Source organism: Nocardia sp. PLKS1-43 (assembly GCF_059510335.1).
The window spans coordinates 43,941-70,525 of record NZ_JCAJZQ010000001.1; the positions used below are offsets into that span (position 1 = coordinate 43,941).

At 64.5% G+C, this 26,585-nt stretch carries 13 protein-coding genes and 3 pseudogenes; 7 read left to right on the forward strand and 9 right to left on the reverse strand.

All coding sequences use genetic code 11. The annotated features are described in order from the left end of the window. Positions 1 to 43 precede the first annotated feature (43 nt). A complete protein-coding gene (locus AC5WS7_RS00205; protein ID WP_495952261.1) occupies positions 44 to 1,879 on the reverse strand; it encodes a flavin-containing monooxygenase in 1,836 nt (611 codons plus the stop codon). A gap of 436 nt (positions 1,880 to 2,315) precedes the next feature. On the opposite strand from AC5WS7_RS00205, the gene AC5WS7_RS00210 reads away from it, so the two are divergent. The 3 genes and pseudogenes from AC5WS7_RS00210 to AC5WS7_RS00220 all read left to right on the forward strand — a co-directional run bounded on the left by AC5WS7_RS00210 (position 2,316) and on the right by AC5WS7_RS00220 (position 8,138). Further along, positions 2,316 to 3,092, forward strand: a complete 777-nt coding sequence (locus AC5WS7_RS00210; protein ID WP_222972466.1) for an SDR family NAD(P)-dependent oxidoreductase — start codon at positions 2,316 to 2,318, stop codon at positions 3,090 to 3,092. A gap of 121 nt (positions 3,093 to 3,213) precedes the next feature. Continuing rightward, positions 3,214 to 4,710 (forward strand): 3,4-dihydroxy-2-butanone-4-phosphate synthase, encoded by a 1,497-nt coding sequence (locus AC5WS7_RS00215; protein ID WP_495952262.1) that lies wholly within the window; start codon positions 3,214 to 3,216, stop codon positions 4,708 to 4,710. Between the two features lie 137 nt (positions 4,711 to 4,847). Next, positions 4,848 to 8,138, forward strand: a pseudogene (locus AC5WS7_RS00220) (protein kinase domain-containing protein). 5 nt (positions 8,139 to 8,143) lie between these two features. Here AC5WS7_RS00220 and AC5WS7_RS00225 read toward each other — a convergent pair. Together AC5WS7_RS00225 and AC5WS7_RS00230 are read right to left on the reverse strand one after the other, a co-directional pair. Beyond that, positions 8,144 to 8,968, reverse strand: coding sequence for an SGNH/GDSL hydrolase family protein (locus AC5WS7_RS00225; protein ID WP_495952263.1), 825 nt, complete (start codon positions 8,966 to 8,968; stop codon positions 8,144 to 8,146). Positions 8,969 to 9,117: 149 nt separating this feature from the next. Continuing rightward, positions 9,118 to 9,762: a TetR/AcrR family transcriptional regulator gene (locus tag AC5WS7_RS00230; protein WP_495952264.1), complete on the reverse strand. Its 645-nt coding sequence runs from the start codon at positions 9,760 to 9,762 to the stop codon at positions 9,118 to 9,120. 258 nt (positions 9,763 to 10,020) lie between these two features. On the opposite strand from AC5WS7_RS00230, the gene AC5WS7_RS00235 reads away from it, so the two are divergent. Continuing rightward, positions 10,021 to 10,422 (forward strand): transposase, encoded by a 402-nt coding sequence (locus AC5WS7_RS00235; protein WP_495952265.1) that lies wholly within the window; start codon positions 10,021 to 10,023, stop codon positions 10,420 to 10,422. On the opposite strand, the gene AC5WS7_RS00240 is transcribed toward AC5WS7_RS00235, so the two are convergent. Further along, positions 10,319 to 11,506, reverse strand: a complete 1,188-nt coding sequence (locus AC5WS7_RS00240) for a phosphotransferase (protein ID WP_495952266.1) — start codon at positions 11,504 to 11,506, stop codon at positions 10,319 to 10,321. The genes AC5WS7_RS00235 and AC5WS7_RS00240 overlap by 104 nt on opposite strands. 291 nt (positions 11,507 to 11,797) lie before the next feature. Next, positions 11,798 to 12,778, reverse strand: a complete 981-nt coding sequence (locus AC5WS7_RS00245) for an AraC family transcriptional regulator ligand-binding domain-containing protein (protein ID WP_495953694.1) — start codon at positions 12,776 to 12,778, stop codon at positions 11,798 to 11,800. A 396-nt stretch (positions 12,779 to 13,174) separates the two neighbouring features. Here AC5WS7_RS00245 and AC5WS7_RS00250 point away from each other — a divergent pair, with 396 nt between their 5' ends. Further along, positions 13,175 to 14,362: a cytochrome P450 family protein gene (locus AC5WS7_RS00250; RefSeq protein WP_495952267.1), complete on the forward strand. Its 1,188-nt coding sequence runs from the start codon at positions 13,175 to 13,177 to the stop codon at positions 14,360 to 14,362. 47 nt (positions 14,363 to 14,409) lie between these two features. Here the strand turns inward: AC5WS7_RS00250 and AC5WS7_RS00255 are convergent. From AC5WS7_RS00255 to AC5WS7_RS00265, 3 genes and pseudogenes are all read right to left on the reverse strand, one after another. Beyond that, positions 14,410 to 14,637, reverse strand: a pseudogene (locus AC5WS7_RS00255) (Tn3 family transposase); the annotation flags it as partial. Beyond that, positions 14,624 to 14,749, reverse strand: a pseudogene (locus tag AC5WS7_RS00260) (steroid 3-ketoacyl-CoA thiolase); the annotation flags it as partial. The pseudogenes AC5WS7_RS00255 and AC5WS7_RS00260, both read right to left, overlap by 14 nt. 282 nt (positions 14,750 to 15,031) lie before the next feature. Then, the gene (locus AC5WS7_RS00265) at positions 15,032 to 15,466 is read right to left on the reverse strand and encodes a hypothetical protein (protein ID WP_495952268.1); all 435 of its coding nucleotides are present in this window, start codon (positions 15,464 to 15,466) and stop codon (positions 15,032 to 15,034) included. 432 nt (positions 15,467 to 15,898) lie between these two features. On the opposite strand from AC5WS7_RS00265, the gene AC5WS7_RS00270 reads away from it, so the two are divergent. Both AC5WS7_RS00270 and AC5WS7_RS00275 read left to right on the forward strand, forming a co-directional pair. Then, positions 15,899 to 17,089 (forward strand): lipase family protein, encoded by a 1,191-nt coding sequence (locus AC5WS7_RS00270; RefSeq protein WP_495952269.1) that lies wholly within the window; start codon positions 15,899 to 15,901, stop codon positions 17,087 to 17,089. Beyond that, on the forward strand, positions 17,080 to 20,073 hold the full coding sequence (locus tag AC5WS7_RS00275; RefSeq protein WP_495952270.1) for a caspase family protein: 2,994 nt from the start codon (positions 17,080 to 17,082) through the stop codon (positions 20,071 to 20,073). Before AC5WS7_RS00270 ends, AC5WS7_RS00275 begins: the two co-directional genes overlap by 10 nt. A 695-nt stretch (positions 20,074 to 20,768) precedes the next feature. Here the strand turns inward: AC5WS7_RS00275 and mobF are convergent. Further along, a complete protein-coding gene (gene mobF, locus AC5WS7_RS00280; RefSeq protein WP_495952271.1) occupies positions 20,769 to 26,324 on the reverse strand; it encodes a MobF family relaxase in 5,556 nt (1,851 codons plus the stop codon). Positions 26,325 to 26,585: the final 261 nt, after the last annotated feature.

Sequence of the window (26,585 nt, forward strand, 5' to 3'; positions counted from 1 at the left end):
TGCCCCGGCACCGAATCGGCTCCGGGGCACTGGTATTCACGGCTCACCGCATCGTGTAGTTCTCCAAGTCCGGACGGCGCGTCATCTGCCAGTACTCGACGTTGAGGAAGGGCATCACGAACACCACCCGACCGTGTGAGTTGCGGTAGTACGTCGACATTCCGCGGTGGGTCCACACAGTTCGCGCATGGGTGGAGTCGACCAGGTCGTTGTATTCGCGATTGGCTTCCGGCTTTGCATCGATGGCCTTGATGTCATTGCGGAACATCTCGGTGAGAAGCCCGCGGATGTAACGCATCTGGACTTCCATGAAGAACATGAAGCTGCCGCTACCGGGAAACGAGTTGGGTCCGCCGAGCATGAAGAAGTTCGGGAACTCGGGTACGGATACTCCCAGGTACGCCTTCGGATCGTCGTCGTTCCATGCCTCTCGCAAGGTGAGACCGCCGATGCCCCGCACCTCCATCGAGCTGACGAACCGGGCGGCGTCGAACCCGGTGGCCCAGACGATCACCTCGGCATCGGTCGCGACCCCTGTGTCGTCGACGAGGCCGTCGGCACGGATGGATGCGACGGACCTGTCGATCAGGTCGACGTTGTCCTTTCGCAGTGTCGCGTACCAGCCGTTGTCCAGCAGAATTCGCTTGCCGAACGGCGGGTAGTCGGGAATGACCTTGTCCAGCAGATCAGTTCGATCGCCGACCTGCGCGGTGATATAGCGGGTGAAGTACTCGCGGTGCCCATCGTTGCGCGCGTTCACCGAGCGCTCCGGGTGGGCCCACTCCGGGTCGATGCGCAGCGATTCGATGACCTTGTCCCCGAACTGCCAGAACAAGCGGATCCAGTACCAGCTGTGGTAGATCGGGCACCCCTGCATCAGCCGCCGCAACTCCGGCGGGATCTGCAGCCGGAACTTCTCGAACGGGGCCACCCATTGCGGGGAACGTTGAAAGATCGATAGGTGCGCAACCCGGTCCGCGATCGCGGGAGCGATTTGCATCGCGCTGGCGCCGGTGCCCACGATCGCCACTCGCTTACCATCCAGCTCGAGGTCTTCCGGCCACTCGGCCGAATGGAAGCTCACGCCCTGAAACGTTTCCATACCAGGCACATTGGGCTTCTTGGGCCGGTTCAAGACGCCTACGGCGCTGATCACCACATCAGCCTGCAACGTGGACGGCGACCCATCCGGATTGTGCACCTCCACGGACCACCGCGCCGACTTCTCGTCGTATGTCGCCGAGCGAACCTCGGTTCCGTACCGGATGCGCTGATCGGCGGCGAGATCCTTCATGATCCGTGCGAAGTACCGCTGGAGCTCGTCGCGCAGCGCGAAGTGGGTGGTCCAGTCGTTCTTCGCGAACGAGAACGAGTACAGGTGGCTGGGGGTATCGACGCCCGCGCCCGGGTACGTGTTCTGCCACCAGTTTCCGCCGGCCTGCGATTGCTTCTCCAAGATGACGTAGTCGACTCCCATATCTTCCAGCTGCTCGGCCGCGGCAATACCGGCAATCCCGGTGCCGATCACGATGACCGAGAAACCTTCGGGCGCCTCGACCGGTTCGAGAGCGAGCGCCGGAGCGTGTGGCGCGGCGCGTCTGGCCAACTCGAGTGACAGCATCGGACCGTACTCGGGGCCGACTTCCTCGCCCATGCACACACTCATCATCCGCACGGTCAGCTCCGGTGAGGGGGACTCGATGGCAGGGCGGGTACCGTTCTGCAGATCGAGGATCGCGCGCACTGCAGCGTCGCGAATCTCCTGCTGAACGTCGTCATCGAGTCCACCCGAGTCGTGGTCGCCGAGCCCCTTACCCCTGGTGGGCGTGTACGGGGCGCGCAGCCACTTTTCGTCCCCCGTCGTTTGGAACACGACCATCAGAAGTGTAGGAACGTTCGCTCTGGCGACCGCAGCTCGGATCTCGTCCTCCGTCAGCCGGTCCGAAGGGACCTCGGCTCCGGCTACGGCTGTCGAGTCACGCTGCACTGTCTTCATTCGAGCACCTTTCGCATCGATGTCGCGATCGCAGACAACCGCTTTGCGCTGTAATCACCCGGTCCGTCAACGTGTGTGTTGATAGACGTGGCGTCATCGTGACAGGGCTCTGGCGAGATTGTCAACGTCGAAGTTGATTGACGTGCAATATCTACGTTGACGTTGACAAACCGGTCCGCGCTGGGCAACATGCACGTTGATGCTGCGTGTTGTGTGTCACGTGAATTGTGCTCGCGGCTGTGTGCTCGGCAGGTAGGTGTCCGGAGTGTGGACGTGATGCGACAGCACCCGTATGGACATTCGAATCGAAAGGGAGACAATGCAACTCGAAGGCAAACGGATCTTGGTCACGGGTGGAGCGCAAGGTATCGGCGCCGCGATCGTCAAGGCGTACGTCGCGGAGGGGGCTCGGGTTCACTCCTATGACCTGAACGAGGAGGGCGGGCGGCGGGTCGCGGATCAGGCCAACAGTGCCGGTCCTGGAACGGCGGCCTTCTCCCGGCTCGACATCGCCGACGGCGAGGCAACCGAGGCTCTTTTTCGTAGTGCGGCAGAGGAATTGGGGGGCATCGATGTCCTGGTCAATATAGCCGGGCTGCAACGATCGGCAATGGCCGACGAGATCACCGACGAGCTCTTCGACGCCGTCTACCGAGCGAATGTGCTCGGCACGATCCACACGAACCAGTCGGCATTTCGGATCATGAAGAGCGCCGGTACCGGCGCAATCATCAACTTCGGTTCGATGTCGGGTTTCACCGGCGAGCTCGCCAACTCGACCTACGGATCCTCGAAGGGAGCGGTCCACACCTGGACCCGGACCGTCGCGCGAGAATGGGGGCCCTCGGGCATCCGCGTCAATGCCGTTCTGCCGTATGTGAACACGCCGATGTTCGATAAATACACCAACTCGCTCGGGCCCGACGAACTCGCTGCATATCAAAAGCAGCTGCGGCAAGATATCCCGCTCGGGGGCACCTTCGGCAATGCGGACCGGGATTTGGCGCCGGTTCTGGTCTTCCTTGCCAGCGACGCATCGCACTTCATCACGGGCCAGCTGTTGCCCGTCGACGGCGGATTCGCTGCGGTTCGGTAGCTCGCAGCCCATTCGGTGGCGGGAGGTCTCGTCGCTACAGCTTATCAATGTAAACGTTGACGTTGACAACAGGGTTTGCTTTTGCGAAGCTCATCACGTCGAGGCCAAGGAGTGTGTAGTCATGAACAGCCCGATCATGCGAGTCGACAATGCTTTGGCAGACCTCGGCGCGGGGCGGCCGGTAGTTCTGGTCGGCTCGGCTCCTGAATCCGACAGTTACCTCCTGCTGGCAGCCGAGAAGACCACCGTCGCCACGATGAGTTTCCTGATCCGGTACGGGTCCGGCCTCGTCTGCGCTGCCCTGCCGGGCGACGAATGTGATCGGCTGGGGCTGGTGGCCATGGTGGGAGCCGATTCCGGCTGCACGGCAACCGAATACACCGTCAGCGTCGATGCGATCGATGGCATCACTACGGGAATCTCGGCAGCCGACCGGGCCCGGACGATGCGCGAGCTTGCCTCACCTGCGAGCGAGCCGTCCGCTTTCAGTCGGCCGGGACACGTCGTACCGACCAGGGCGCGCGCGATGGGGGTTTTCGGAATTCAGGGGCCGAGCGAGGCCGCCGTCGACTTGGCGCGGTGCGCCGGACTAAGGCCCGCAGGCGCTTTCGCGGCGCTGGTCTCACCGGTCGACTCCACCCGGATAGCGACGACCATCGAAAGTGTGGCCTTTGCGAGTGAACACGCTTTGAACTGGGTCTCGGTCCACGACGTCGTCGTGTATAGGCGCAGTGTCGAATCGCATGTGCGAGTGGCGGAGCCAGTGCTTCGTGATGGGCCCTACGGTTCGCACCAGACGATCACCGCTCATAGCGACGTCACCGGAATCGGCTATGTCGTCTTTCGATTCGGGGCGCCAGGACCGCAGGCCGCCCTGGTTTCACTCGAACAAGGACCCAATCCGGCGTTATATGCCTCGGGAGTCGATCCGCGCCTCGACGCCGCGTTCCGACATGCCGCCGAGAGTGGGAACAGTGTGGTCATCGTCCGATGCGCCGAGCGCGGGAACGATGATGACGATGTCGCTGCCGACGTGGCCGAGATTCTGCGGATGTCGAACGTTTCGACGCTGTCCCCGGTCGGTCCTGTTACACAACTTGCTGCAACACTGCGGCATTTCGGGATCACAGTCGCTGCCGATGCGGTGAATCCCAGCAGCGAGCCGCCCGCGCATGGTGCGCTGCAGGTCGTCGGAGATGTGGTTCGGGGTGACCAGCGAGGTCGCGAAATGGGATTTCCTACAGCCAACCTCGAACTGGACGAGGAACTTTCGGGCTCGGTCGGCAAAGCAGTGGTCGATGGTGTGTGGGCAGGACGAGCGGCATTGCCGGATGGTCGGACAGTCGTGGCCGCCATATCGGTGGGCCGTCGCTCGACGTTCTACGGCCGATCGGGAATTCGGCTGCTCGAGGCGCACCTGCTCGACTTCGAGGGGGATTTGTACGGTCTGACGCTGACCGTCCACTTGGATCAATGGATCAGACCGCAAACGGCCTTCTCGTCGAAAGAGGAACTTGTCGCGGCTGTTGCTGAGGACATTGCGAAAACGCGCATCCTCGCGAAGGGAAGTCGGGTCCGGCGGTCTGCTCACGCAAGCGAACCACACTGCGGTCCCTGATCGGCGCGAACGCTTCGACCCAGCGCCTTCTCAGGGACCTCAGTTGTCGACGCCCGTTGGGATAGGCTGTTCGTTAGCGAAGAGTTAACGCATATTGCCCGTTGTCGGGGGATGTGCTGGCGAATGGTCTGCAGCTGATGGCCGAGGATGATCTGTTTCGGACACAGCGTGGCGTGTCGGAGCCGGTCACGGAGGAGTTGAGCGCGGCCGGGTTCTGCGATGCCGAGGAGATCGGGCGAGGCGGTTTCGGTGTGGTCTATCGGTGCACGCAGGCGGAGCTGGACCGTACGGTGGCCGTGAAGATTCTGACCGCCGAGTTGGACGCTGACAATCTCGAACGGTTTTTCCGCGAGCAGCGGGCGATGGGCCGGCTGACGGGGCACCCGAACATCGTCACGGTACTGGAGACGGGGACCACCGCGAGTGGACGGCCGTATCTGGTGATGCCGTATCACCCGTTGGACTCCCTGGACGCGCGGATCCGCCGGTAGGGTTCGCTGCCCACGGAGACGGTGTTGTGGATCGGGGTGAAGATCGCCGGGGCGCTGGAGACCGCACATCGCCTGGGCATCGTGCATCGCGACGTGAAACCGGGCAACATCCTGCTCACCGACTATGGCGAGCCCGCCCTGAGCGACTTCGGTATCGCACGCATCCCCGGCGGATTCCAAACCTCCGCGGGCACCCTGACCGGGTCACCGGCATTCACCGCCCCCGAGGTCCTCGAGGGGGGTGCCCCGAGCCCGGCGGCGGATGTGTACGGGCTGGGCGCCACTCTGTTCTGCGCGCTGACCGGGCACGCGGCATTCGAACGGCGCAGCGGGGAGACCGTGGTGACGCAGTTTCTGCGGATCACCACTCAGCCGACACCGGACCTGCGCGAGCACGACATCGCCGAGGATGTGTCCGTGGTGATAGCGACGGCGATGAATCGCGATCCCAGTCAGCGGCCGTCGGCGGCGGCGCTGGGGGAGACGATCCGGCAGGCGCAGCGCCGCCACGGGTACGGGGTCGATGACATGGCGGTGCACGCCGAACCGGCTGCGGCGCAGCGAGATCCGAAACCGCCTTCCCAGGAGTGGCGTCCGCCGGCGGCGCCGGTGATGGTTCGAGGTGGCGGTTTGCCGCTGGAGTTGACCAGTTTCGTCGGCCGCCGCACCGAAGTCGCCGAGGTGAAGAATCTGCTGGCCTCGACCCGGCTGGTTACCCTGACCGGTATCGGCGGGGTCGGCAAGACGCGGCTGGCGCTGCGGGCCGCGGCCGCCGTGCGAGGTGAGTTTGCCGATGGGGTGTGGCTGGTCGAGCTGGCTGAGGTGTCCGACCCGTCGCTGCTGGTCGAGGCGGTCGCGGCCGACCTGGGGTTGCGTGATGATTCGGCGCGGCCGTTGCGGGAGGTACTGGTCGAGTTCTTGTCTGCGCGGAACTCGCTGCTGGTGTTGGACAACTGCGAGCAACTGGTGGCCGCGGTGGCGGAACTGGTCGAGACCTGGCTGCGAGCCGCACCGAACCTGCGGATCGTGGTGACCAGTGGTGAACCGCTGGATATCGCCGGGGAAGCGGTGCTGCGGGTGGCGCCGTTGACGGTGCCGGATCCGGATCGCAGGCTGTCGTTGCGGGGACGTCCCCGCTTCGACGCGGTGACATTGTTCGCTGACCGTGCGACCGGGGTGGTGCCGGGTTTCGAGCTGACCGCGGACAACACGGTCACTGTGGCCCGGATCTGTGCCCGGCTGGATGGATTGCCGCTGGCGATCGAGTTGGCGGCCGCCCGGATCCGCATGATGTCACCCGAGCAGATTCTGCAGCGGCTCGACGACAGATTTGCGCTACTGACCCGCGCCAGCCGCACTGCGCCGACACGGCAGCAGACGCTGCGCTGGTGTGTCGACTGGAGTTACGAGCTGTGTACCCCGCTCGAGCAACAACTGTGGGCCAGGTTGTCGGTGTTCGCCGGAGGCTTCGAACTCGATGCCGCCGAACAGGTATGCGGCGCCGATTGGGGGCCCGAGGATCCGCTCGATGTGCTGTCCTCGCTGGTGGACAAGTCGATCCTGATCCGCGACGAGTCTCAGGGCAGTGTGCGGTTCCGGATGCTCGAGACGGTCCGCGACTACGGACGTCGGAAGCTGCGAGCTTCCGGCGAGAACCAGCAGTTGCAGCGTCGCCACCGCGACTGGTATCAGCGGCTGGCGCTGGACGCGGAGGCCGAGTGGATCAGCGACCGCCAGCCTTACTGGATCGCTCGGCTCGAACGCGAGCAACCCAACCTGCGCGACGCGCTCGAATACAGCCTGGCCGAGGATACCGAGGAGGCGACCGAAGCCGGACTGCAAACCGCCGCCGCACTATTCATGTTGTGGGATTTTCGGGGCCTGAACAGTGAGGGTCGGCGGTGGATCGACCGCGTCGTCAACCACCACCCTGACCGACAATCCATACCCGACCGTGTCAAAGCGCTCCAGGTAGGCTGCGTCATGGCGGCGACGCAGGGCGACTTGCGGGCGGCGTCCGCCCTCGTGGACGAGGCACGCGTGCTCGGCGAGTTGGCTCCCACCCCGATGACTCAGGCACTGATCGCCTACGCTCACGGCGTCCTGGCATTCTTTGGCGGTGAACCCGTTCGCACGTCCCCGTCCCTCGAACGTGCAGTCGAGGTATTCAGTTCGGATCAGCGGAGATACACCTATGTGTCTGCTTTGAATGTGCTCGGTTTGCTGCACGTACAGGCCGGTGACACAAAACGGGCGATCGAGTGTCAACAGCAGGTACTTTCCATCACCGAAGCGTGCGGCGAATCGCTGTTCCGGTCGGCGGCGTTGTGGGGCATGGGTCTTGCTGTCTGGCAGCAAGGTGAGGTGTCCCGGGCAATGACACTGTTCGAGGATGCTTTGCGAGTCAACCTGCAAATTCGAAGCCCGCTGATAGCCGCGTTGAGTCTCGAGCCATTGGCCTGGACAGTCGGTGCCGATGGTGATGCCGAGCGCGCGGCCGTACTACTGGGAGCCGCGCAAAAACTATCGGCGTTCGTGGGTAACGTCGGGAGCCCCTTCCCAAGCCCGCAAAATCACGACGAATGTGTCCGGCGGACGCGATCTGCCCTCGGGGCACGCGGGTTCGATTCAGCCCTCCGCCGCGGTCAGGCTATGGGTATGGACGAAGCCGTAGCTCACGCACTCGGCGGGCAACCCACCGACGGAACACTCACCGCGGGTCCGCAGGCGGCTCTGACCAAGCGCGAGCGGCAGGTCGCCGATCTCATCGCCCAAGGTCTCACCAACAGGCAGATCGCCACCAAACTGGTGATCTCCGCCCGCACCGCCGAGGGCCACGTGGAGCACATCCTCACCAAACTTGGATTCACCTCCCGCGCGCAGGTCGCGGCCTGGATAGTAGAAAACACCGGACGACAGAATCGTCGACCGTCCTAGACTAGTCAGTCGTGGAGGACGGCGTCGGTGACCAGTCCAGCGATGTAACGACGGCCGGCGATGGTGGGGTGGTAGGCGAGGGCCTCGTCGCCGGGGCCGATCCCGGTGATCGAGACGTAGCGTTGTCCGTCGGGTGCGCAGACGGAGTGGCCGCCGTCTTGCCATTTGTTGACTATGGTGAATCCGGCGCGTTCGGCGGCTTTGGCGACTTCGTCGTTGAGGCGATGTTCGATGTGGTTGCCGAAGTCGAGGACGTCTTGGCCCATGGTCAGGTCGACGATGCATCCGGCGGAGTGGTCGGGCAGCAGTCGCAGGTAGCCGACGACAACAACTTTCGCGTTGGGGGCCTTGGCGCGGACCGCCGCGTAGGCGTTGTCGAGGTTGGCTCCGAGCCGGTCGAGTTTGACTTCGGCCTCCTGTCGCACCTGTGGTGTGCAGTTGATGCCGGTGCTGAAGCAGTTCTGTAGTAGCCCCATATAGAAGTCGTCGTTGTTGCCGCCGGTGGAGATGGAGACGTAGCGGGTGGCCGCCGAGAGCCCGGCGGCGCTCTTCTCGACCAGGTCGGCGGGGGTGCCGCCGCAGGCCAGGTCGGTGAACCCGACTCGGGGCCGGTGCGCGGCGACCAGGTGTCCGACGTCGTCGCTGGCTTGCGCGCAGTCGGAGTTGAGGGAGGTGGTCAGGTAGGAGCTGACCGAGATGAACGAATCACCGAGGGAGACGTATTCGCTGCCGGCGGTGGGTGCCGGTTCGGCGGTGGCGAGCCCGCCTGTGGTGAGGCCGAAGGCCACAGCGGCGGTCGTGAGACCGCGGGTGATCGCGAGAGGCATCATGGACAGCTCCTGAAAAATGTTGACGTGCTGCGCCATTGGCGGCGGGGCAGCCGGTGGAAGCCCGGACCCTTCGAGGGCGCGCGGGCACCCGGCCGCGCATGCACGGCGGGGCCGGTGGCTTGGATGTGCGGGTTCGACCCCCGCGATGCTCAGTCGTTCTGGGTGGGCTGCTGTGGTGTGCGCGGGCGGTGTTCTCGGGCAAGGACGGATTGGATACGGCTGAGCCGGTCGGCGAACTGCTGCGGGTCCAGCGGGTCGGAGCCGTCGATGATCCATTCGGTGAACGACATCGTCGTGCCCGCGGTGAAGTAACCGGCGATCTCTGCGGTGAGGCGTTCGTCGAGACCGAACAGCTGCCGGGCAGCTGCCTGACTGAACGGGGCGAACAACTCGCCGACTCGGCGGTGTACCGCGTAGGCGCATGAGCCGGTCAGCAACGCGCGGTAAAAGCGCCGGTGCGCGGCAAAGTGGCGTGCTGCCTCGGCGACCGTCGCGATGGACTGCTCAGGGGAGGGACCGAGCGTGGTGCGGGCCAACTCGGCGAGCATCGGGGCCAACTCACGGGTCATCAGATCCACCGCAGCCGCGACCAGCAAGCCATCACGGTCGCCGAAGTGCTGGTAGAGCACGCGACGGCTGACATCGGCGGCGTCGGCGAGCTCGGTGACCGAAAACTCCGTGGTGGCGCGCTCGGTCGCCACCGATACTGCCGCCGCCAGCAGCGCTGTCCGGGTGCGGCGCACCCGAGGATCGAGATCGGCAACAGTGTCGGCGTTGCGCAGTGCGTCACTCACACCACTGATAATGCACAACCGTTATCTAAATGACAAGTGTTACTTTTTCTGCCCCGGCCGGACTGGTGAATGCGCGCAAATCGGCACTATCGCTTACTGCAGTGAGATAGTCAGGATCGCTCGCGTAGTCGGGGAGACGGCTGGCGCGTGTGTGACACGCGGTGACTTTGTCGGCATGTCGGACGATTGCGACTGTGGCAGCGCTACGGTGATCAGTGGCTTGTGTCGATCCCGTCTGCACCGAAGTCGTTGCAGTAGTTGCTGGATGCGTTCCGGCCATGTTTCGCCGCCTCCACCTTCGTCACATTCGTCGCCCTGACTGTGGGGGCGATCGCTGCGTCGTCGCGGCGGACGGTGTGTGGCATCCTTACCGCCGCTCGGCTCGGCGGGCATCACAGTCGTGCGTTCCGGTTCTTCGCCACCGCTCGCTGGAGTCTGGACGAGGTTGGACTGACCATGCTGAGGTTGGTGGTCGGCTGGCTCACCCCACCGGCGCCTATCGCCGCGGTGACCCGCAATGCCCCTGGATGCTCCGGACGTCACCCGGCTGCGGACGTCATCGACCGTCGAGCGCGTCGAGCGCGTCCAAGTCCATCATCGCCGTGGATGTTCTGTGCACGATCTCATGACATACCTCGTCCGGGTGGAATTTCGGCATGATCATGCTGCGTCCGATCGTGATCATCCATGCGAAGTATGGATAGATGGTTTGTTGCCGGTATGCTCGCCATGCGTCGTCGACCGGCAGCCTCGGCCCGCCCGACGCGTGCAGGCGATCCACGTAGAATTCTATGAGTTCGCGCTCCCACGCCCGGCGATCGTCCACCCGCAGGCCGGAAGTGATTGTGTAGGACACATCGAAAGCCCAGCTACCTCGCAGTACCAATTGCCAATCGGTGAATCCCATCTTGCCGTCGGCGGTCATATAGGCGTTTCCGATATGTGAGTCACCGTGCAGGAGGGTCTGCGGGCCTTCCTGCGCGATCATCAGGGATCGCTCACACGCCGCGTAGAGTTCATGGTGTACTGGGGGTAGCGTGTCGGGTACTACCGCGGGCGCGCGCCGCAGCCCGACTGTCGCTCGTTTCTGCATACCCAGGAGCTGGTCGAAATTTCGGAAGTGTTGGCTCGGTGTTTTCAGCCAATCGCGTGTTTTCAGCTCGGGAGAATCCCAATAGCGGCCGTGCCAAACAGCCATGTTCGCGAGTAGTTCTTGCATCTGCTCCCGTGTGACGGGCTCGATCGGAGTGCAGAATCGCGCGTTCTTGGTAATGCTGATGTCCTCGAGCAGTGTGAGCGACCGGCCGGTACGCTCATCGGCTGCACCGAAATATCCGTGTGGCGCCTCGATGTCCAGCTGGGGACGAAGGTGCTGGAAGAAACCGGGCTCTCCTGGTAGCGCGTGCGCCAGATATTGCGTCAAACGTTGAGTGAATGTCAAGGTCGTTTTCGCGAATAGATGTTCCGGCAACCCCGCCCGTCGCCCCGCTTCATTATACTTGACCGTAGCCCGCCATCGGCTCGTAGTGCCGGCACCGGCAGGGACGATCTCGAATGATTCAACTCTCGCCTCGGGATGCCCGGCTGTCAGCACTGCTGCAAGCCACTGAGCGCCGACCTCGCTCTCCTGCATCGGGATTTCGGCTTCACCTCGGCGGACTTTCTCCATCAGGACGTGAGCGCCGAGTTTCAGTACCCCGGGCAGTGTTCCGTTCACTGAGCTTCCTGTCGATGCTTCACCCACACCGTCACCTTCCCCTGCTCGGACTCGTCGCATAGTCACCCGGCGGACGCCTAGGCGAATGCCAAGTATGCGGTTTCGGATTCGGCCGTGCCACTACTTGTTCGGGACCAAGCGGACATGCTCGTGTCGTGTTTTGGCGAATTGCAGAGGCTGCGATGTGCGAATATGTCGGACTCGCGACCAGCGGAGAACCCGTGCGACTTGGCATGGTGTGCAACGCAATTGGCGCGAATAGCGTACAGCGATGTCATGTCCCGGGTCTGTTCCCGAATCACCGTCGCGACGCCGTGCTCACTCCCGTCCGGCCCAGCGTTGCCGGGCTCGCCGCAGCGACCCGGCGTTGGAGTAGCCCACGCGCCGCGCCAGAGATGCCACGGTGTCGTTGGGGCGCGTATGAAAATGGCTTTCTACCAATGCATTACGCGCACGATCGAGTTCGCGGGTCCATGTGGTGTTCTCGTCTGCCAAACGGCGCTGGAGGCTGCGCTTGCTCGTTGCCATATAGCGCGCCGCGTGATCGATGGTCACGCGGCCATCCTCCCCGAGCAGTGCGATCAGCACGTGGTGCAGTCGGCCCGACCAGGTGACGTCGAGGCGACGCAACGGGGGCAGAGCGGTGGCGTACTTCTGCAGAATCGCGGCGAGTGCGGGATCGGCCTGCTGCAAAGGCAGTGCTAGATCGGCTGTGCGGAAGGTGATCTGGTCCGTCGGCGCTCCGAAATCGACACGACGGGTGCCGATTGCTTCAACGAAGCTCCCGTGCCGGCGGGGGGCGCGCTGCCGAAAACGGATTCGGACCGGGCGTATCTCCTGCCCGGTTGCCCTTCGCGCCCTGGACACGATCGCCGCGAGCGAGAACTGGGTGACCAGCTCGCTGCCGCGTCCGTGACCGTTCAGCAATCGGACGTCCGCGGTCGCCTCATCCTCCCGCTCACCCGAAACGGTGAACCCGATGTTGGTGGTGATGAGGCCCGCATACTGTTCGGAGAGCGCCAGACCTTCGCCGAGGGTCGGCGCCGTGGTGAACAGATAGTCGTGTAACCCGAAGGGGCCCACTGTATTTGCCCGTCCGATGGACAATGCCACGTGCGGATCGCGTAGTTCGTGCTCGACCAGCTCCCACAGACGCAGTTGGATACCGCTGGGCACCATGGTGTCGTCGCTGTCCAGTGCCCACTCCGGCAGGTCGACCGCACGGACCAGTCGCCGCCGCGTCGACCTGGTGACTCCAGCGTTGTTCAGTATGAAATTCGAAAACGAAACGTTATCCACCGGATCCAATTGCGAATACCTATCAGGTGAAACGGACATGCTCGGATTTTCCGAAGACCATTGCCGCCCAACGATACTCGACTAGCGCCGGGGCAACGTCGGTGACCGCAGCTCAGCGATCGAGTCCCGTGCCTACCTCGCGCGCGCCGAGTTTGGCACGGTTCGGTCGTTTACTGGCGCGATCGGCGCTATCGGTTCGGCAGTGCCTGATGACAGGATCGACTCCTGGACTGCCCATGTCCATCGCAGTCGGTGTTCGACGCCCAAACCTGTGGATTTCCGCGATACAAGCAGTGAGGACAACGGTTGACCTACCGAAATTCCGTGCACCCTCCGGCAGACGGCCGGTCCGATCCGATCGCGCATGGCTCCCCGGTCCGCACCGATGAGGCCCGAGTGCCCTTGTATTCTCCGGAGTTCGCCTCGGATCCGCACAGCGCCTATCGGCAGATGCGGAAGCAGTGGGGTTCCCTGGTGCCGGTGGACTTGTCACCCGGCGTCCCCGCGACGCTGGTGGTGGGATATGACACGGCGCTGCGGATCCTCAACGATCCCGAGCACTTTCCGGCAGATCCGCGAACCTGGCAGAAAAACATACCGACCGATTGCCCCGTTCGACCGATCATGGAGTGGCGGCCGACCGCGAGCAGAAACGCGGGAGCGGATTTCTGGCGCTACCGCCGAGCGATTACCGCGAGCATCGGCAAAGTAGATCTGTACGCCCTGCATGCGACGCTGGAGAAGATCGCCATCCCGCTGATCAACTCCTTCTGCAAGGACGGGACCGCCGATCTGATCCAGCAGTACGCGCTTCCGCTGACTTTCGAAGCGGTCAATGCCCTGCTCGGTTGCCCGGCCGAGATCGGACAGCAGGTTGCTATTGGCATGGCCGCACTCGTCGAGGGCATCGACGCGGATAAGGGCAACAAGATGATCAGCGAAGCGATGCTGAATCTGGTGAACCTCAAGCGGGCCACACCGGGCAATGACATCACCTCATCGCTACTCGGGCATCCGTCGCAATTGAACGAGCAGGAGATGGTTCACCAGGTAGCGAGTCACTACGGCGCAGGGATCGAGTTCCAGCAGAACCTGATCACCAATACGCTGCTGCTGATTCTCACCGACGACCGATTCGGCGGCGGCGTTCTCAGCGGGCATCTGTCCACGCGCGATGCCCTGGATCACGTGTTGTTCAACGACCCACCCCTAGCGAACTTCCTCATCACCTACCCTCCTCAGCCCGTCCTACTGGACGAGGTGTGGCTGCCTGCCCATCAACCGATCCTCGTCAGCATCGCGGCATGTAACAACGACCCTACGATCAGGGCGAGCGATAGTTTCGAGGATCACACGGGCAATCGCTCCCACCTCGCATGGGGTATCGGCCAGCACGCCTGCCCCGCGCAGTCGCTGTCGTATCTGATCGCCCAGGACGCCATCGATCAACTGCTCGATGCGTTACCAGATCTGCAGCTTGCGCTGCCGGACGGCGGTGCCCGTTCCTGGCGGCCGGGTCCATTCCACCGGGCTCTGGCGGCTTTACCGGTCATCTTCCCGCCCAGTGTGCCGCTGAGAATCTGAGTCCTGGGATCCGGATAACCACAGTGAGCCTGACGAAACCAGCCCACCGTCAGCCGCGGTCCGGCGTGAGCGAATCGGGATTCCGCCTCGGCCCGCCGCCCGTGCCGGACAAGGGGATGCGGCCCAGGTCTCGGATGCGCGGGGAGAGCTGCGTCCTGAGCAGATTGAACAGCCCGATGTTGACCAGCATGACGCGGTGTATCGGTGGCGTGCTCAGTGGTCGGCAGATCGGTTGCGTTGCTGAGGATTTCGTCGAGCACGTAGTACGGCGGACGCACCGTCGGTTAGTGGCGATGAGTTGCCGGGAGTGATGTGCCACTGCATTGAGGGGAACCGGAGCGCATACTCTTCGCTGTAGAATGAGGACTTCAGTCCCGATAGCGTGTCGGAGGTCGCGGAGGCGGGATAAGGCACCGCGTCTACGGGGATGTTGCGCCATATTCTCCGGGGGTCGCCGGTGTTGCAGCTGCGATCCTCGCTGGTGACGAGACTATTCGGGAAGTGCTTGTTCCGCAACAGGTGTCGTGAAACGTCCAGCCGATCGCGACAGGCATGATGCCGCCCTGGCTGGCGCCCGTAGGGGTCAAGACTGGCTCCCGGCATCCAGAAGTTCAGCAGCGCAGCCGAACTCTTGCCCCGCTGTGACCGGCCGGTGCGGTCTGGGACGGCTCAGAACGGCGGGTCGGACGAGTCGTGGTTGTTGGCTGCGATTGGGGTGGTGGCGGTTTGCTGCATGTCCTCCCGCAGCTCCGCCAAGGTCAGGGCGGTCGCGGCTTCGATCTGGCGGGGTTCGGTTTCGAAAGCATCCTGACTGCTGAACAGCGTCACCTTCCCTTCGGCGCAGACCAGGAAGGTGTCACCGTTGTTGTCCTGCTTGACGACCAAGTAAGGAGCGGCAAACGGTGTGGTCGGCAGTATGCCCACGGTCGGCAGAAACCGCAGGTTTCCGTCCCAGCCGACGGCGGGTGCCGCGTCGGCCAGGGCCAGGATCGCGTGCAGCGACCAGGCGGTGCGGTCGGCGTCGCCGCCGACCCACTCGTGTAGCGGGACCAGTCCATCGAAGAAGTCGATCGGGTCATCGAGCCTGACAACGAAAACAAGCAAACTCGTCGTGTGAAAAGTAAAGTGCTAGAACAACTTCGGCAAACAGATTCGATGGACCTGGATCATGTCGGCGCTGCGGGGATCTCTCCTCGATTTCCTCAACCGCGATGTCGGAGGATCGGGGCAGCTGTGCGGGTGTCCAGCCATCGAGTGAGAAGACCTCGCGTCCACCGAAACGATCAAGCAACTCCGCCATGTGGCAAGCGCGGCTGTACCAGAAGGGGCGTATCGGGTTGTGAGGCAGGTGCTTCGACCCGCATCGCTGTCTAAGTCGGGCGGAGACGACGACCGTGGCTCGTCCCCCAGTCGAGTGCGTGTCAGCCGCAACCGACCGTAGCTGTACAGGAGTACAGTTCGCTTGGGTTACCGTGCGGCCGCGCCACCGCGACAGCGCAGGTGTCGGCGAACAGATGAGCAACAAGGAGTGTAGGGGTGTCGAAAGCCTCACGAGGTGTTCTGTTCGTCCACGGAACCGGCGTTCGGGGTGAAGGCTTCGCCGCGACCTTTCAACGGGTGAAAGGTCAGATCCATCGGGTAGCGCCGGGCACGCTCGTCGAGGGCTGTTTCTGGGGCGAGGCGCATGGGGTCCCGACCAGCGGCATCGGCGCGTCGGTGCCCGGCTACAACCTCAGCGACGGCGGGCAAACCACCCCGGACGCGGAGCGGGCGGTGTGGGCGGTGCTCTACACCGACCCCGGCTACGAGCTGCGCCTGTTCGCGGAGAGCCACCGCAACACCCAACTGAATCTCCCGCCCGGCGCACCCGACCCAACACAAGCACTGCGCCGCGAACTACGCGAGTTCACCGTGCCGCCAGCCGTTGTCGAGACCGCCGAGATGATCGGCGTTGCCAGGTTTCTTGAGCACGCTGTCTCACGCTGGCGCGATTCGACGCAGCTTCGCGCGGCACTCGAACGCCCAGGAGCGGAGATCGAGGCGCTGCGCGAGATCACCGCGCGGGCGCTGGTCGCCTGGATCTTGTGGCTGGCCGACCAGGCCGGGGTCCCCGCACCTGACGGAATCCATCGCGACCGGCTGCTCGAACCGATCCTGACCAGCCTGGGTGCCGACGGGCGTGGAATCGGATCCTGGGCTGTGGCCCGCACAGCGGCCGTGTCGCTGCGCGTGGCGACCGGATTCGGGCAACGACGGCGAGGCAAGCTCACCGATATGGTCGGCCTTTTCGCAGGTGACATCCTGCGCTATCAGGCGCGCGGTGAAGGGTTGCGCAGGTTCATCGCCGACCGAATCGAGCAGGTCGACGTCGACAAGGTCACCGTGCTCGCGCACAGCCTGGGCGGGATAGCCAGCTTCGAATTGCTTGTCCAGCACCATATTCCGAAAGTCGACCGCCTCATCACCGTCGGCTCGCAGGTACCCTACCTCTACGAGCTTAATGCTCTGTCGCAGCTCGACCCTGCTACTCGATTGCCCGCCCATTTCGTGTCGAAATGGCTTAACGTCTATGATCCGGCCGATTTCCTGTCCTATCAGGCGGGACCGGTGTTTGTAGACAGCGCGGTAACTGACCTGCTCGTGGACAACGGCCAGCCGTTCCCGGCCGCGCACAGCGCCTACTGGCAGAACACCATGTGCTGGAAGGAGATCGCGGCGTGGCTGTGAGCCTCACGGCCGACCCTGCACGGACGGACGCGGTCATAATCGGCATCGAAGTCTACCGCGACGACGAGTGGGGGTTGCCCGGACCCGCAGCAGACGCAATGAACTTCGCGTGCTGGCTGGCCGACCGCGGAGTTGCGCCCGAACGGATCCGCATCCACCTCTCGGCGGCGGAGCGACACCGCGAGCAACTCCAACAACAAGCCATCGAAGCCGGTTTGACCATCAGATGGGATGCACACCGCGAGAAGCTACTCGCGGTGTTCACCGACGAGATCGCTGCGGCTTCAGGTGATCTGCTGTGGCTGTACTGGGGCGGACACGGTGTGGCCCACCAGGATCGGCGACTGCTGTACACCGCCGATGCCACGCGCGACGACCAGCGATGCGTGGTGTTCGAAGACATCCAGCGGTACCTGTCGTCCAACCATGTCCTCGGCTTCGACCAGTTGGCGTTTATCGTCGATGCGTGCGCCACCAACGCGAAAGCCTCGATGATGACCTCATCGCCGGCGGTGGCCTGCCTTCCTGAATCCGATACCCACCGCCCCGAAGTCAGGTCCTTCGTTGCTCACGCAGCAGGTCTGGGCCAGCGCGCCGACAACGACTCAGTCCGAGCGACCGGCCGCTTCTCCGAGATCGTGACCCAGTGGCTGGCTCGGACCGATACCGCGCCGTTCCCTCCGGACCTGTCAGCGCTGGTTGTACACGTCCGAGCGAGCTTCGATACCACCGGCGAGCAGCAGCCAGCATTCATCATGATGAGTGACTGGTCCGGGTCCACCGATACCTACCTGGTCGGCCAGCAATACCGTGACATCGTTACTACGGCTTCGCATTTGGGCAGGCAAGGCCGCGCAGCGTTTCTCAAGGCCGCGTTGGCCGCGTCCGACGGTCGCCGCAGGCTGCGGCTAGCAGCTACCGGACTCGATCCGGTCGCGGTCGGACGGAGCCTGGGAGTGGAGCCAGGTTTCCTCTACGAGCTCGATGCGCTGCGTTGCGGACAGCTGAAGGTCGTTGTGGGCGAACTCGGTTCGGGCAAGTCGGAGGTGGCCGAGTCGTGGCTGCGGGAATCGATTCAGCTCGCTATTACCGATCCCCACGCGCCGCTGCCAGTATGGATCTCGATACGAGACTTCCGCGATACCGACACAGTCGATGCGGTCGTGCTGGCGGAGGTCGGTCACGAACGGCTCTACAAGGTGGGTGCCGATGTGGTGATCGACGGCATCGACGAACGAACCGACGCGGCGGCAACGGTGTTTCGCCAGATCACCGAATTTCTCATTAGGTGGCCGCAATCGCGGGTGATCGCCACAAGCCGACCGATCACCGACCACTACGTTCCCACCGTGCCGATCCAGCGGTGGTCCACTGTCGACGGGCTGGCGTTGATCGCGATGGTTACAGCGGTGACCATCGACTATCAGGCCATCGAGAATCGCTGGCCACCTGCGCTTTTGGAAGCGATCCAGCTCCCATTGTTCGCGCTACTGGCCGCACGGCATCTCACCAACCTCGACGGCGTGACAGGTCCAGCCGATCTGATCGACCTCGTCATCGAGGACGTGGTCGAGCGCTACGAACTGCTCGCCGTCGACTATCAGACGCTCGCCGTCGAACTCACCCGAACAGGGCAGCCGGTTGACCTGCGGGACATCTTGCCGCGACTGGCCGCGGTGCAACTGCGCGGTTCGCCGCTGCTCGAACCGGTGAGTGTGCGACGCTACCGGTTCTCGCTGTCCGTATTCGAACAGTGGTTCGCAGCGCAAGCGTTGCTCGACGGCGACGTCGACCTCAACGAGGTTGTCCACGACATGGCGAGCTTCTACCGGTGGCGCTACGTGCTGGCAATCGTGCTCGCGGCCGGATCGCCAACCAAAGCAGATCGTGTCATGGTCGCCTTGACTCGATGGAATCCCGGCGCCGCGGCATGGGTCGTTGGCCAAGCGCTGCGCAACCCATTGCAGCGCACACGTTCGTCGGTCGAATTCACCGGCGACCTCGCACCGCGCTTCCGCAACGCGGTCTCGGCATGGCTGACTGGGCTGGGCCCGTTGAACCAAGGTCTGAGATCGGTCGCCGGACAGGAAATCGAACCCTCGGACCCACTGGCGGACATCACGCTCGCCGTCGACATCCAACCCGAGAACAAGATCCTCACCAGCTACTGGTTGTCGGCAAACCTGACCGACGGGCAACGGCTGCCACCTACCGTGGAGAACCCAGCCGCATACGGCGGTCGGACCTACCTACGGATGCTGCGTATGCCCGCAGTGACAGCGGCGAACTGGGTCTGGGCTCGCGCACAAGACGACCTGTCGAAGCTGCTCGCCGGCTCGTGGGCGCAACTTGCCGTCAGCCAAGCCCCAGTCGGCGGGGTCGTGCACCGTGAATACCTGGCCTCGCTGCCGCTGCGGCAGACCGAAAACGGGATCGAACCCCAGGAACCTTCCGATATCTGGCCAGGCCTCGAGGCATCGGCGACATGGGGCTACTCCGAGCAGCGTATGCATGAGCGGACGCTGGCCGTGCTGAAAGGAGCGATGGACGCCTACCTCGAATTGGTGTCCTCCGGGTTTGCGAAATTCGCTGACACCCTTGGCCATCGCGCGATGATGCCTTTCGAATTCGAAGGCACCATGCACTATCGGTCCGGCGAAATCGCGACCTTCGGTGAGCCAGGCTTCCTGTACTGGCTTCGGCCGATCGGCCGAAGCGGACCGCCTGCGGATAACAGGGTCTGTCTGGCGCTCAACGAAGAGTTCGGCACCTTCAGCGACTTCCGCGACAGCCGCCACTTGATTTTCGAGCGATACGCCGCCGAGAACCCGCAGTTGGAGCCGTTTCTGCAGTTTTCGGTGCACGGTGGAAGTGTCGGCATTTTCGACAGTCGGCCTGCGACACAGATCGCGCTGGGTTGGTTGTGGGACGACCTGCAACGACTTCGCTGGATATCCGGCAACCAACCCGCGTCGTTCTTCTGACACTCGTGATCGTGGTGACGTGACACCTGAGCGTCGGGACGGACCTCGCCCGCCCGCGCCGCTGGAATCGGCGTTCTGTGACGGCATCGTCTGGTGCTGTGGTTCTGACGGGCGCGGCATCGACCCGGAAGACTCAGCCGCGAGCCAGCGACGAGAACGCATCGAGGCGGTGCTTTTCATCCGACGCAGGACCGCGTGGTGGCCTACATCGTCGCGCGTCACCTCGCTGGGCGAGTTGGCATGACCGCCCGGTCCGAGCATCACCCACCGCCGGGGGCGGTCACCCCATGCCCGCCCCCGGCGATGGCTGAACTTCCGAGTCCCCATACAACTTGGGCTGCACCAACCTTCGATTCGGGTGTCGCCCTCCAAAATTCGGGCCGGTCGGATGGGACGATCTGAACTAGCCCACCCATGCGGCTGCCTGCGGCATGGATCACACCAGCTGGCCACTTCCCCTCAGACATTGGATGACCGAGCGGGCCGACCACAGCCAGCTCACTGCTGATAGTCCGCTCCAACAACTGTTGGCCGCCGTCGGGTGCTACGTCCCGGCAAATACAGTCGTGCACAGCGCGTCCGGCTAGTTGAGCGCATCGAGCGCGTCGCGCGCGACCCGAGTTGAGCAGGCACGCCCCAGTCTGCAACCGTTCGCAACTGTCGTGCGGATGCATACGGTCTGCGCCGCCCCGGGTTCACAATCCGCGGTCCTCGTGTCGCGCGGCGGGGTCGAGTGTCCCGTCCATCGCGTTGCTCTGTGTCGGGTCGGTGGCGATATCGGTGCGGTGGTGTTCGCGCGCAATGTGTTCAGCTGCTGCCTGTTCGGGGGTGAGCAGGGTGCGGCGGTGCTGTTCGGCGTGCAGGTCGGCGAGTTCGTTGCGCAGCCAGCCTATGTGCACTGTCGGTTCGGTGTGATCGTGGTCGTCGGGTGTGGCGGGTCCGAACAGGGGGTCTTCGTCGGCGGGCATCGTGAGGCGGTGTTCGGTGTGGGTGATGTGGGCGGTGAGTTCGTGATCGGTGAGCATCTGCACTGGATCGGACACGTCGATCGTGTGCGTGTTGGCGAGTGGTGTGTTGGGGAATGGGTGCTTGGTGACCCAGGTGTGGATGGCGTGGCGGTCGCGGCGGGTGGGTGCATCGCGCCAGTCGCGGCGGAGTTTCGCTTGTGCTTGGGCGGGTGGGTAGGTGTTGGTGATGTGTGTGCAGCGGGCGGGAATGTGATTGGCGGGGTCGTGGTCGGGGATGGCGGGGTGGCCGTCGTCGCGGCATTCGCCGCACAGTCCGTCGTCGCTGCGCCGTCCGTGTGCGGGTGCGGTGTCTGCAGTGGCGCGTTCGATTCCGCAGTGCAGACATCCGTATCCGTGGGTGCGGGGGGCGGCGCTGCGGTCGTAGTCGAGGGTGTATCCGTCGGGTGGTTGCGGGTCGCGAGTGGCTGAGTGGTAGTGGTGGATGACTCCGTGTGGCAGCGGTAGATGGTCGGGGTCGTCGTCGATGGCGCCGCGGGTGTCGAGATAGCTTTGGACGAAGTCTTGACTGGTGTCGGGTGGTCGGGTGGTTGGGCGGGTCCGGTCGGTCGATTCGTGGTGATCGTGGGGCGCGGTGTCGCGTACCGGATTCCGGGAGGTTGGGTGGCGCTGGGAGCTGTCCGCGGGGGCGTAGATGTGTGGATCGGTGTCCGGGATACAGGCGAGGATGAGTTCGCGGTGGTGGGGGTATCTGTCTGCGGCCCACCGTAATCGGGGTTGGGCGACCGGGAAACTGGTCGTGTAGAGGGTGTTCGCGACCTTGTCCAGGATGTCGCGTTCCTCGACGGAGAGTTGCTCGGTGAGGGTTCCGAACCGGGTGGTTGCCTCGGCGATGTGACCGGTGCGGAACAGCTCGCTGACGGTGTGAAGTTGTTCGGGTACCGAGGCATCGGGGTCCGGGTGAGGTGGCTGTGGTGCCGGATCTGTGCGTTGATGGGTGTGCGGAGGGCTGTCGTTCTCGTCCATGTCGGGTCCTGTAGCGGTGGAGGGTTGAGGGGAGGATTCGGGGGTGGTGGGTGGTTGGGGGCGAAGGAGAGCTTCGACGCGCCATGCGAGCGCAGTGGCGAGCCGGTCGGGACGCAGACCAGTGGTGTCTGGCTGCGCGGCGCGCAGGAGTTCGTGGGCGGTGGTGAGCAGATCGGCGGGTGTCCAGTCCGTGCCGGTCGCGCGGTCCACCGCGGCGACCAAACGCGGCCAGACGGGGTCGCGGAGAACGCGGTCGGTGGCCTCGTCGCCGAGCAGCTGGTGCAGGTGATCGGTCCACTCGGGCCGCAGATTCTGTGCTGCCGCGGCGGTGGACAGAGCTGCGGGATCGAGTCCGAGGCGCAGCCACAGCGCGGCGGCGGGCATCTGGTCGGGTAGCGGGCGCTGCGCTGCGGCGTCGGTGAGCAGGGTATCGATGTCCAGGCCAGCGGTTGCGGCGGTGTCGAGGCGTTCGGCCAGCACCGGCCACCAGGGATCGGAAACGATGCGGGCATCGACCCGCTTGGCCAGGCCCGACCACGTCGCGACGGCAGTGTGTAGATCACCGACAGCGTCGGTGACGTGAGCGTCCAGGAGTGCTTGGTGGTCGCGTTCGAGGACCGGGTAGCGCGCTGGGCCGGTCGGGCGCGGGTCGGTGTCGGGGACGTGGTTGGCCGCGCGCCAGACTGCGAGATCGGTGATCAAGCGCGAATTCCCGAGCAGGAGCCGTGCCCACACGGGCGCGGAAGCGGTGTCCCAGGTGTGCGCGTCGTGGGTGATGTGGGTGGCGAGGTCCGCGACGATCCGCGCTCGTGCGCGTAGTTGTTCGGTGACCGTGTCGTCGGGTAGTTCGTGTGGCAGTCCACGAATCCAGGGCAGTGGCCCGGGGCCGGTCGAGTGGTTGCCCGAGGGGTCCAGCCGCCAATCCAGCACGGCAGCCGGGTCGTCGGCGGTGTCGAGTTCACGAGCGTGGATTGCGGTGTGCAGGGCGGTGAGCGGGTCCTGGCCGGACAGGGCGATCGTGGCCAGATGGCCCCGCAGCACCGGGTATGCGGCCGCGCCGGTGAGCCCGGGCCGCAGATGTTCGGCCGCGTCGTCGAGTCGAGTTAGCGCGTCGGTGCCGAGTGTGTGTTCGGCGGCCAGCCCGATCGCGTCGAGGTAGATGTCGACCGCGCGCCCGATTCGCCGGTGCGGATCCAGGGCGTCGCGTAGTTCGGTGAGTGCGGACTGTTGGGTCGCGTCACGGGCAAGGATGCGCAGGAGCACATCCAATTCGGTGCGTGGCATGAGTCCGGGTTCGGTCCAGAAGGATGCTTCGCTGCCGTCGATAGCGGTGGGAACGTACAGGTGGTTGGCGTGCGCGCCACGCGTGAGCGCCACATACAGCTGGTTGCGTGACTCGGCTCCGGTCAGTGCGATGTGGCAGGTATCGACCGTGATGCCTTGGGCGGAATCGATCGTGACCGCATACCCGAGCCGCACATGCGCCCGCACATAGTCCGCGGGCAGGACCGTCGTGCGCCCGAGCCGGCGCCCGGATCGCAGGTGTCTGGCGTGCACACTGCCGTCCGGATGCACCGCGGTGACGATCCACCGGTAGCCGTTGCGCACCCAATCGTGTTCCCCGACACGCAGTCCGGGATCGTTGTGACGGGTGCAGATGATGTCACCGACTGAGGCGAACAGGTCATCGGACAGCCGCGTCTCCAGGCCGATGGGGGTGGTGTCGCGGGCGATGCGGTCGGCGCGGGCGCGTTCGTTCAGGTCGGTGACGATCGCGTGGGTGGGGGCGAGCATGAGCGCATCGCGATCGATGAGGTGGTCCGCGATCCAGCCCGCGTAGGCGTGATCGTGTGCGGTGGCTGGGGCGCCGGAGTGCACGCGTTGGTGGTCCAGGTAGTACGCGAATCCGGCCGGATCCCCTTCGCGCAGGAGCAGGCTCGCGGATCCTTCGGCGGTGTCGGCGAACCGCACCACGTGGCTCAAAGTGGAGGCGCGGGCCGTGTCGGCGGTGTTCGCAGCGCTGCCCGCGGCCTCGATCGCGGGGAGTTGCCGGTCATCACCGACGCACCGGATGACCGCGTCGCGGGCGGTGAGGAACTCGAACAACCGGAGGCGTTTGTCGTCGCCGAGTTTGATGTGCTCGTCCACGATCACCACCGTGTCCTGGCCGATCTGCAGCACCCACTGCGGCACCGACGCGGCAAAACCATTCTCGCGGCGCGGATTCGGTGACGGTGTGTGGGCGTCGATGATGGTCAGCAGCCGGTCCGCGGTTTCGGTGCGCGCACCGGTCGCCGCGGCGAGTTCCGCTGCCGCCGCCGCGGTCGGCGCCAGCCCCAGCACGGTGCCACCCGAGGCGCGCCAGGCGTCCACCAGCACACGCATGGCGGTGGTTTTCCCCGCACCGGCGGGGGCGTTGGTGGTCTCGATCCGCCACGGTGAGCGCGCGAAGGCCCGCACGACCGCGATCTGCCCGGCGTTCAACTGGCGATCCTGGTGGGCCGGATCGGAGTTGTAGGCGTCGATCACGGCGGTGACCAGAGGTTCGGGGACGGTGCGTGCCCCGGTGTGCAGGGACAGGTCGATCAACCGATCGGTGACCTGCAGCCGCCGCGCGGACGTGTACGACTGCGCACCGGACGTGCTGTAAACGCTGGCACCGCTGCGCCGTTGGAACACTGTCGGCACGCGACCCAGCGCGGGTTCCGCGGTGGTGTCGGGGTCCCCGCGTGCGATCGACCGCTCTGGCGCCAGCGCGTGGGCGGTGACCGCTTCGACGGTGGGCGCCCACCTGTCGCGATCCACCAGGCCCCGCAGTCGGCGTTCGGCCTCGGCGCGAATGTGATGCCACTGCCACGTCGACCGCTCACCCGACACCGTCTCCAGGACGTGCTCCGCGACCCGCGCCACAGCATCGGCGTCGAGAACTCGTGGCGGCGTGAGTGGTTGGCGAAACACTCTGGTGAGTGCGGTCGCGAGTGCTTCACGCCCACCCAGCACGGCAAAAGCCTGAGCACGCCAATCCGCGCGTTGCTCGGCCAGGGACCGCAGTATGTGCTTGCGAGGGCGGGTGTCGAGGGTGGCCTGCTCGGCCAATCCGTACATTTCCTTGGGCATCGGCTCACGCCCCACCCGAGCCTGGAACGCGGTAGCCAACTCTCCGAGGCGGGCGGCGATGGCGGCGTCGCGGCGGGACCAGTGCTCGATCAACACCCACGGCACGCCGATGATTTCGCGGATCGGGCGCTTGGCCGGATCGGTTCCGGGACGTTCGGCGAACCCGAGTCCGAGGTCCGCGGTGAGATGGTGTTCGAGCCGGGAGTTGTAGATCTCGCTCACCACCACGGTCAGGCGGTAGATCATCGACGCGTCCAAGGTCCGCCACAGACCATCGAGAGTGCGCACCCGGTTCGCGATCAGCAGGTGCGCGTGCAGATCCGGATCACCGCACCGTGATTCGCGGTGCGTGAACCGGGCTGCGACGATGCCTTCCACATCGACCTGCCGCACACCATTGCGGCCCAACCGGGTGTAGATACCGTGCCGCTCCAGCCAGGCGATCGCGTCGTCCACCGCAGCTTCGTGCGCCGCGGCGATCCGCTCGGCGCTCGCCTTCGGGGCGATGGCCCACAACGCCGACACGGACTTGACCGGCGAGAAAGTGATATCGAAACCGGCGACCGCGGCAGCTTTCGGCCGCGATACACGCGCCACCCAGGACGATAATTCGCGAGCATCCAACGGGACACGCTCGTACTCCTGGGTGAACATCGCGGTCGCGACTTCGGTGCGGATCCGCGCACGAGCGTCATCGGAAATCGCGGCATGAGGATCGTTTCCTTGGCTAATATTGTGTTTGCGAAACGCCTCACCGCACCGTTCCCGGTATTCGTTAACAGTGTCGTAAACGCGGTACGGACGACCTAAGCGAGTCGCTTTTTCCGCTCTATCGCGGGCTGTTTTGGTGGTGGCACCGCGGACGATCTCGCGGTCGAAGACACGGTCTTGGATCGCGTTCGCATCGGGATGCCTCCCCTCGCCGAACAGGGCCTTCATCTGCTCTTCGGTGACCTGCTCACCTGCAGCGATGTCGAGGGCGGCCAGGCCGGTGCCGTGCCAGCGGCCCGGGGATTCCCCATGCGCGGAGTAGTAGTCAGCGAGTGCGTCTGTGCCAAGGTCGGTGGAATCGCCTGCGGCTACCTGACGCAGGTAATACAAGTAACTGTTCCCGGCGAGAATCTTGTGCAGCGTCGCTGTCACATATCCATCAAGCGCTTCCCGGCGCGGTACTATCTAGAGTGATAAGTGATGCTGTTTGCATCAAATTCGGCAAATCCCCTGGTTGTTATCGAAGTGGAACCAGAAAAATGCTTGAAGGGTCGAAGCTATTGGCTCAATTCAGATCTATGCGTCACTCGGTGACCTGATGCGCGGCGGCGCTGGCGTGCTCCTGCCGAGCAGGTGCAAGTTACGGTTGCTGGCCGTTGACGGGGAAGCCGTTGACGAAGAAGCCCCGGTAGC